General features: G+C 67.0%; 7 protein-coding genes and 1 pseudogene. 3 read left to right on the top strand and 5 right to left on the bottom strand.

Annotated features, from left to right (window positions below):
* Positions 1-431: pseudogene (gene glyA, locus C5O79_RS22035) on the top strand (serine hydroxymethyltransferase); the annotation flags it as partial.
* A gap of 118 nt (positions 432-549) precedes the next feature.
* On the opposite strand, the gene C5O79_RS22030 reads toward glyA, so the two are convergent.
* The 3 genes from C5O79_RS22030 to C5O79_RS22020 all read right to left on the bottom strand — a co-directional run bounded on the left by C5O79_RS22030 (position 550) and on the right by C5O79_RS22020 (position 3274).
* The gene (locus tag C5O79_RS22030) at positions 550-2082 is read right to left on the bottom strand and encodes an amino acid permease (protein WP_046549151.1); all 1533 of its coding nucleotides are present in this window, start codon (positions 2080-2082) and stop codon (positions 550-552) included.
* Between the two features lie 309 nt (positions 2083-2391).
* Positions 2392-2691, bottom strand: a complete 300-nt coding sequence (locus tag C5O79_RS22025) for a superoxide dismutase (protein ID WP_122474773.1) — start codon at positions 2689-2691, stop codon at positions 2392-2394.
* Positions 2692-2719: 28 nt separating this feature from the next.
* The gene (locus tag C5O79_RS22020; RefSeq protein ID WP_122474774.1) at positions 2720-3274 is read right to left on the bottom strand and encodes a flavodoxin family protein; all 555 of its coding nucleotides are present in this window, start codon (positions 3272-3274) and stop codon (positions 2720-2722) included.
* A gap of 157 nt (positions 3275-3431) precedes the next feature.
* Between C5O79_RS22020 and C5O79_RS22015 the strand changes: the two genes are divergently transcribed.
* Positions 3432-4388, top strand: coding sequence for a LysR family transcriptional regulator (locus C5O79_RS22015; protein ID WP_122474775.1), 957 nt, complete (start codon positions 3432-3434; stop codon positions 4386-4388).
* 27 nt (positions 4389-4415) lie between these two features.
* On the opposite strand, the gene C5O79_RS22010 is transcribed toward C5O79_RS22015, so the two are convergent.
* A complete protein-coding gene (locus tag C5O79_RS22010) occupies positions 4416-5495 on the bottom strand; it encodes a zinc-binding alcohol dehydrogenase family protein (RefSeq protein ID WP_122474776.1) in 1080 nt (359 codons plus the stop codon).
* 110 nt (positions 5496-5605) lie between these two features.
* Between C5O79_RS22010 and C5O79_RS22005 the strand changes: the two genes are divergently transcribed.
* Positions 5606-6397 carry a helix-turn-helix transcriptional regulator gene (locus C5O79_RS22005; RefSeq protein WP_122474777.1) on the top strand — a complete coding sequence of 264 codons (792 nt, stop codon included), beginning with the start codon at positions 5606-5608 and terminating at the stop codon, positions 6395-6397.
* Positions 6398-6497: 100 nt separating this feature from the next.
* On the opposite strand, the gene C5O79_RS22000 is transcribed toward C5O79_RS22005, so the two are convergent.
* Positions 6498-7994 (bottom strand): aminotransferase class V-fold PLP-dependent enzyme, encoded by a 1497-nt coding sequence (locus C5O79_RS22000; RefSeq protein ID WP_122474778.1) that lies wholly within the window; start codon positions 7992-7994, stop codon positions 6498-6500.
* Positions 7995-8060 lie beyond the last annotated feature (66 nt).

Genomic DNA, 8060 nt, shown 5'->3' with positions numbered 1-8060 from the left:
CGTTCAAGGAAGCGCTGTCGCCGGAGTTCAAGGCGTACCAGGAGAAGGTGGTCGAGAACGCACGCGTGCTGGCCGAGACGCTGGTGAAGCGTGGCCTGCGGATCGTGTCGGGCCGCACGGAAAGCCATGTGATGCTGGTGGACCTGCGTGCGAAAAACATCACGGGCAAGGCAGCGGAAGCGGCGCTGGGCGCGGCACACATCACGGTGAACAAGAACGCGATCCCGAACGATCCGGAAAAGCCGTTCGTGACGAGCGGCATTCGTCTCGGCTCGCCGGCAATGACGACGCGCGGCTTCGGCGTGAAGGAAGCCGAGATCGTCGGGAACCTGATCGCCGATGTGCTGGAAGCGCCGGAAGACGCAGCCACGCTCGAGCGCGTGCGCGGGCAGGTTGCCGAGCTGACGAAGCGTTTCCCCGTCTACGGCTGATGCCAGCCAGATTCAACCGCTGCAAGGCGGTTGAATCTCGTCGCTTCACGTGACAACAAAAAACCGACTCGCGGCACGAAGCCGGCGAGTCGGTTTTTTTCAGCCTGCTTCGAACGCGTCAGACAGTCGGATCGACGTTCGCCTCGAGTTCGCGGATGCGGTCGAGATTGCGCGTGTCCTTCAGCACCGGCGGCCCCGCGAACGTGTTGCGCACGCCGAAGCCATACCAGATCACCATCAGCACCACGACGAAACCGACGAGCACGTACAGCACCTTCTCGTTCGGCGGCTGGATGCCGACATACGCGAGCACGCAGGCGCCGACCAGCGCGAGCAGCGCACACGGCTTCGACCAGATCCCCAGTTGAAACGGGCCCTTGTCGGTCCACGAGCGGCCTTCGGCCAGCATCCCGGAGCCGATCGGCATTGCATACGAGATGAACAGGAACACCGCGCTGCCGGCGCTCAGCACGGAGAACGCATCGCCGTACAGCGTGACGACGATCGCGAGCACCGCGCATGTCCAGATCGCGGGGCCGGGCGTCCGGTGCGTCGGGTTCACGCTGCGCAGCAGCTTCGACGCCGGCAGCCCGCCGTCGCGTGCAAAGGCGTACACCATCCGCGACGTCGACATGATCGCGGCGAGCCCGCACACGTAGTTGATGAAGAACATCGCGAGTTCGAGGGTGACGCGCAGCGTCTTCGGAATCGGCGCGAGAATCGCTTCGAAAAATCCGGTGCCCTGCTTCATGCTGGCGGTCAGGTCGGGCATCACCAGCACGAACGCGCACACCATCACGTAGCCGAATACCGCGGACCAGAACACCGACCCGATGATGCCGCGCGGCACGTTCCTGGCCGCATCGTGCGTCTCCTCCGACGTGTGCGCGGAAGCGTCGAAGCCGGTGATCGTGTAGGTCACGAGCAGCAGGCCGGACAGGAACGCGAGCGGCGTGGCCTGCTTCGGCCATGCGCCGCCGTCGACGCCGGTGAAATTGGTGAACGTCACCAGCCGATGCGCATCGAGCGCGACCGGCGAGTAGTAGAGCAGCGACACCACGAGCGCGATCGTTACCACGAAGATGAGATAGCCCGACAGGTCGGTGATCCTGCTCGCGATCCGGATGCCGCGCGCATTCAGGATTGCCTGCGAGATCGTGATGAACGCGATGAACGCCGTCTGGTGCCACCAGGTCAGGCTGTCCGGGCTGACGCCGAACATCGGCGCGATCAGCGTCTTGAAGAACGGATCGTAGGTGCCGAAATTGATCGCGGCGATCACGAAGATCAGGCCGAGCAGGTTGAGCCATGCCGTCATCCACCCCCATTTCTTCCCGCCGAGGATCGCGCCCCAGTGATAGAGGCCGCCGGCCGTCGGAAACGCGGACGCGATCTGCGACATTGACACCGCGACGATCAGCGCGAACAGCGAGCCCAGCGGCCAGCCGAGGCCGATCGACGCGCCGCCGGTGGCGGAAAACGCGAGCTGGAACGCGGTGATGCCGCCCGACAGGATGCAGATAACGGAAAACGACACCGCGAAGTTCGAGAAACCGCTCATACGTCTCGACAGTTCCTGCGCATAGCCCATCTTGTGCAACAGGCTTACGTCACTGTCGGTGCCTGAATCAGGCTGGAGTTTTGCATCCATGGTCGCTCCGTCACGAATGTCCTGCGTGGCAGGACCGTCATCGCCGCCCGGGCCAGGCAAGCCGGCCCGCTCCTGGGATTCGTCGGCGGCTCGCGATGCCGTGTCGAGCGGTCATCGCTTTGCAGTCCGATGCGTGAACGGTATGAAATCAAATCTCCGGGCTCTATCAGATTTCGGCAATCCAGTAAAAAACCGGACGGATGCACCGGAAGAGGGCAGGGGGATGCATCGTGGCAGGTCGATCCGGTGCGACGCCGGATGCGGGGGCTCGCCCCCGGGATGCCGGTGGGCGAGCGTGGGGGGCGTCAGTCACGCAGGGTCCGCTGCAAACAGCGCTTCCCAGCCGAGAAACGCGCCAAGCGGAATGATGTCCCAGTCGATCAGCCCGGCCTTCGCCAGCGGAAACTCGCGCAGCGCTTCGCGGGCGCTTTCGATCGACTCGCACTCTGCCATGATCGCGACGCCGGGGCGATCCTGACGGAAATAGATATCGCGGACGATCCCGCGCTTGAGCAGTTGCCACCCGTAGCGCACTTCGTCGAGCAGATGCGGCTGATACGCGTCCGGGCTGGCGCCGGGCAGCGGGACGTCGAGGCACAGCAGTTTCATGTCGATCTCCTGGCGAATGGGGGGCTGCTTACGCGCTGGCCGCGAACCGCGACGCCAGTTCGGCGACACGCTGCCCGAGGTGCGCGGCGGTGTCGAGGTCGCTCGCGATCGGCGACAGTTCCGGCGACACGTCGTCGGACTGCGCCATCGCGCCGAGCCAGCCGCCGATCCGGTTGCGCTCGTTCGCCGCGGTGCCGGCGAACAGGTCGAGCCCGACCCAGATCATCCCGTGCTGCGCGGCGAACAACGTCATCGTCATCAGCGAGTTGAGCTTGTCGCCGTGCTGCGCGCCGGAATTGGTGAAGCCGGCCGCGATCTTGTTGCGCCAGGTTTGCGGAATCCACGCGGGGCGCGTCGAGTCCTCCATGAACTTCTTGAGCCGCGAGCTGATCGAGCCGTTGTACGTCGGCGAGCCGAAGACGATCGCATCGCTCGCGGCGAGCGTATCCCACGGAATCGCGCCGTCGGCGACTGCGACGAGCCGCACTTGCGCGCCCGGCACGCGCCGCACGCCTTCCGCGACGGCTTGCGCCTGTCGCTCGGTGTGACCGTGACCGCTGTCGAAAACGATGGTGACAAGCATGGGCATTCCTTTGGAGTCCGTTGAACGATGGACGCATTGTGGGCAGCGCGGGTCCCGACCGGAAGTTGGGTCCGGGTTGAGTCGCTCTCAACTTCAGGTTGATAATCGGCGGCAGGAGAAGGTGTACCGTGCAACGTGTCGATCGAAGGAGACTGCTTTGGATGTGTCACAACGCACGCGTGCGATCCTGTCGTTCGTGCATGCGGCCGACGGCGGCAGTTTCGCGGCGGCCGGCCGCATGCTGGGCATCACGTCGGCCGCCGTCAGCAAGAATGTCGCCGGCCTCGAGCAGGCGCTCGGCGTGCGGCTGATGAACCGCACCACGCGCACGCTGAAGCTCACCGACGAAGGCAGCGTGTTCCTGCGTCAGGCGCGCGTCGCACTGGACGCGCTCGATTCGGCGGTCGACAGCATCGTCGCGCAGCGGCTCGGGCCCCAGGGGCGCGTGCGCATTTCGACCAGCGCCGCGTTCGGACGCGAGCACCTGCAACCGGTGCTGCCCGGGTTGCTGGCGCGTTACCCCGGCTTGTCGGTGGAGGCTGATTTCGACGACCGGATCGTCGACGTCGTGCGCGACGGCTACGACATCGTCATCCGCGGCGGCAACGTCCACGATTCCGCGCTGGTGTCTCGGCCGGTCTTTCGCATGAATACGGTGCTGGTTGCGTCACCCACGTACCTGGCGAGCCACGGCATTCCACGAGCGCCGGGCGATCTCGTTGCGCACCGGCTGATCGCACGCCGGTTTCTCGGTGGCGAGGTCGCGACATGGAGCTTCAGGACGCGCGACGGGAGCATCGTGGCGGTCGATCCGGGCGAGACGGCGCTGCTGACATTCTCTGCGCCGGAGGCCGTGCTGCAGGCCGCCCGTGATGGCCTGGGCATCGCGCAGGTCGGTGTGCACCTCGCGTGGGCGCATCTGCGTGCCGGTGCGCTGAAGGTGCTGCTGCATCGCCATCACTTGCCCGGCAGCTACGAAATGGCGATGCAGTATCCGCATCGCGCATTGAAGGCGTCGCGCGTACAGGCGACGGTCGACTATCTGCTCGATGCGTTTGCCGCGAACGAAAGCCTGCATGTGCCGCTGAAGGCGCTGGATGCGTACGGCGCGTGAGGGCGGCGCGTCCGCCGAGCGCCGACATCAAGGCGCAATCACCGTCATCCTGAACGGCCCGCCATTCGCCGCTGCATGCGTAACCGCATCGTTCGCCTCATCGAGCGTGAACCGCGTCACGTCGAACAGTCCGAGATCGAGCAACCCGCCGCGGACGAGCCCAGCCATCAGCGTCACGGCTTCGGTCGGGTACATCCACTTGCCGCGCAGCGTGATGTCGTTGCGCATGATCCACGGGTACGGCAACTCGAGCCCCGCTCCGCCGAGCATGCCGACGCCGCCCATCAGCACCACGCGACCATAGGGTCGCACCGCCATCACGGCGGCGCGTACCGTCGTCGCCGGCACCGACGGCGGCATCAGGTCGATCACGCAGTCGATCGGCCCTGGTGCCACTTGCTGCATGCCGGCGCGATCCGTGGCTTCGTCGCCGGTCAGCTCGACGGGGCGTATACGCTCGCCGAAGCGGCGCGCGAGATCCGCCAGCGTGCGCGCGTTGCGGCCGGGCGCAACCACGCACTGCGCGCCCATCGCCAGCGCCACCGCGACGCATGCGCTGCCGAAGTGGCCGGTCGCACCGCTCACCAGCACGATCTCGCCCGCGCGCAGATCGGACGCGAGCAGCCCGCCGTACGGTACGAGCAGCGTATTGAGCGCGCACCAGCGCGCGGCGTCGGCCAGTGCGATATCGCCGATGCGTACCGCGTTCTCGGTCGGCACGCGCACCCGTTCGGCAAACGGCCCATCGTGGAAATGGCGCTGCAACTGCTGGCCGCCTTCGCCGCGTGCGCTCCAGCCCTGCAGCACGATGTCGGGCATCCGCGCATCGTCGCGCGAGCGCACGGTCGGATCGCAGAACACCCAGTCGCCCGGCCGCAACTGCGTCGCATCGGGGCCGCTTTGCCGGACTCGGCCGATGGCGCCGCAGCCGGGCACGATCGGCAGCGCGATCGGATAGCGGCGCTCGCCGCTGAACACTTCCTGCGCATAGGGCAGCACCGGCGTCGCGACCACATCCACGATGACCTCGCCGGTGCCGAGCACCGGGTCCGGCATCGTTTCGATCGCGAGCGGCATGCCGAGCGACTTCAGAATCGCAGCTTTCATGAGGCTTCCTGACGGTGAGGGACGCGCCGATTCTGGCAGGCTTAGAATCCGCAACAAGGCCCGGCACGAACCCAGGATTACCCGATACCACCCTGCACGGAGCACACCCGATGACCTTCACCCCGCGAACGCCGTTCGGCGATTTCCTCCGCTCGCGGCGCAAGAAGCTGCGCCCGGATGCCGTCGGCCTGCACGACGGCCCGCGCCGGCGCACGCCCGGCCTGCGGCGCGAGGAAGTCGCGGAACTGGCCGGCATCGGCGTCGACTGGTACGTGCGGCTCGAACAGGGGCGCGACGTCAGCCCGTCGGAGGCGACGCTCGATGCGCTGGCGCGCGCGTTGCGGCTGGACAAGGCCGAGGCCGCCCATCTGCGCGCCCTCGCGCGGCGCGACGCATCACGGGCATTCGTGCCGGAGCGCGTGCCGCCGTCCATCGCGCGGCTCGTGGCGAATCTGAACCAGCCCGCGTACGTGACCGGGCGGCGCTGGGACATCCTCGTGTGGAATGCCGCGGCGGCCGACCTGCTCGGCTTCGACCTGCTCGCACAAGCCGACCGCAACATCCTCGTCTACATGTTCGTCGAGCCGCACGCGCGTGAGCTCTTTGCCTCGAGCTGGGCCGACGAGGCGCGCCGGATGATCGCGCTGTTTCGCGCGAGCCACGATCTCCATGCGAGCGATCCGGCGTTCATCGCGCTGGTGGCGCGCTTGCGCACGAGCAGCAGCGAGTTCGCGCAATGGTGGGATGCGCATGACGTGCGCAGCGGCGTGTCGGGGCAGAAGGTGTTCGCGCATGCGCGACAGGGCGTGCAGCGCTACGAATACGCGACGTTCCAGGCGAACGACGATCCCGCGCTGAAGCTGGCGATCTATACGCCGGTCAGCGGGGATGATGAGGATTGAAGTGGCTTCAATTGCCGCCGCCATCCGGCCACGCTTCGAAGTTTCGGCCTCGTGCGTGAATGCCGGTGGCGGGGCGTAATGGGGCGATGTTCCTGATCGATCAGACAGAGGCCGGGGCTTCGGCCGTCCGCCGGGCGAACAGCCGGCTCCACAGCAAGCCGGAGCGATTGCCGCTGCGGCAATACGCGAGTACCGGCTTCTGCAGCGTGTCGATCAGCTCACCGAATGCGTCGATCTCCGCATCGCTGATGCCGTCGCGCTCGACCGGCAGGTAGCGCGCTTCGAGGCCCAGTTCGCGGGCCGCCGCGGCGATTTCGTCGAATGCCGGATGTGCGTCGCCTTCGCCGTCGGGACGGTTGCAGATGACCGAGCGGAAGCCGGCATTGCGGATCGCCTTCAGGTCGGCCGGCGTGATCTGCCGCGACGCGGAGAAGCCGTTCGCCGCCGTCGCGCGACATTGTTCGATCGCGTGGCGGAAACAGGCGATCGCGAAGTCGACGTCCTGCTCCGTCGTGAAGCGGCCGAAGCTCACGCGCACGGTGCGGCCCGCCGTTTCGGCGTCGAGGCCGATCGCGGTCAGCACGTGGGACGGTGCGCCGCTGGTCGAGTTGCATGCGGACGTTGACGACACCGCGAGCGCCTCGCCGAGCATGAACGGGAAGAAGCCCGGCGCGTTCACCGTCAGGCTCAGCGTGTGCGGGATCCGGCGTGCCGTGGCCGCGTTCTGCGTGACGTCGCCGAGTGCGACCAGCGCGTCCGTCAGGCGGGCGCCGAGCGCCGCGATCCGTGCGGCTTCGCCGTCGAGCTTGTCGGCGGCCAGTTCGCATGCAACGCCCATGCCGACGATCTGGTGCGTCGCGAGCGTGCCCGAACGCAAGCCGCGCTCATGCCCGCCGCCATGAATCTGAGGGGCGATCCGGTGCGCGATGTCGCGGCGGACGAACAGCGCGCCGATGCCCTTCGGGCCGTACACCTTGTGCGCGGACATCGACAGCATGTCGATGCCGAGCGCGCGCACGTCGATCGGCGTCTTGCCGAGCGCCTGGGCGGCGTCGACGTGGAGCAGCGCGCCCGCGTCATGCACGATGCGCGAGATTGCGCCAATATCGGTCAGCGTGCCGAGCTCGTTGTTCACGAGCATCAGCGACACGAGGCCCGTATCGGGGCCGATCGCGGCCGCGACCGCATCGGCGGTGATCTCGCCGTCGCGCGTGGGCGTCAGGAACGTGACCGACGCGCCGTGCTTCGCCAGGTTCGCCATCGTGTCGAGAATGGCCTTGTGCTCGATGCGGCTCGTGATCAGGTGGCGCTTGCCGGTTGCGTTTTCCGCATAGCCCTTCAGCGCGAGGTTGTTCGATTCGGTGGCGCCCGACGTCCAGACGATCTCGTCGGCGTCCGCGCCGATCAGCGCGGCGACTTGCGCGCGGGCGTGCTCGACCTTGTCTTTCGCGAGCCGGCCGGCGGCGTGCGAGCTCGATGCCGGGTTGCCGAAGATGCCGTCGAAGCCGAGGCAGGCCGTCATCGCTTCGATCACGCGCGGATCGGCCGGCGTCGTGGCGGCGTAGTCGAGGTAGTGCAGCGGGGTGGTGTCGCTCATGTCCTTCTCATGCTCGTGTCTTTCGGAATGGAAGAAATGATACGGGGGACAGAAGGGAAAAAGGAT

The organism is Burkholderia sp. SRS-25, from assembly GCF_004343765.1.
GTDB classification, from domain to species: domain Bacteria; phylum Pseudomonadota; class Gammaproteobacteria; order Burkholderiales; family Burkholderiaceae; genus Burkholderia; species Burkholderia contaminans.
This window is presented reverse-complemented; position numbering and strand designations above follow the sequence as displayed.

Coding starts and splice junctions, on each gene's coding strand:
- C5O79_RS22030 (WP_046549151.1), bottom strand. CDS start 2,082: ATGGATGCAAAACTCCAGCCTGATTCAGGCACCGACAGTGACGTAAGC.
- C5O79_RS22005 (WP_122474777.1), top strand. CDS start 5,606: ATGACCTTCACCCCGCGAACGCCGTTCGGCGATTTCCTCCGCTCGCGG.
- C5O79_RS22000 (WP_122474778.1), bottom strand. CDS start 7,994: ATGAGCGACACCACCCCGCTGCACTACCTCGACTACGCCGCCACGACG.
- C5O79_RS22010 (WP_122474776.1), bottom strand. CDS start 5,495: ATGAAAGCTGCGATTCTGAAGTCGCTCGGCATGCCGCTCGCGATCGAA.
- C5O79_RS22020 (WP_122474774.1), bottom strand. CDS start 3,274: ATGCTTGTCACCATCGTTTTCGACAGCGGTCACGGTCACACCGAGCGA.
- C5O79_RS22025 (WP_122474773.1), bottom strand. CDS start 2,691: ATGAAACTGCTGTGCCTCGACGTCCCGCTGCCCGGCGCCAGCCCGGAC.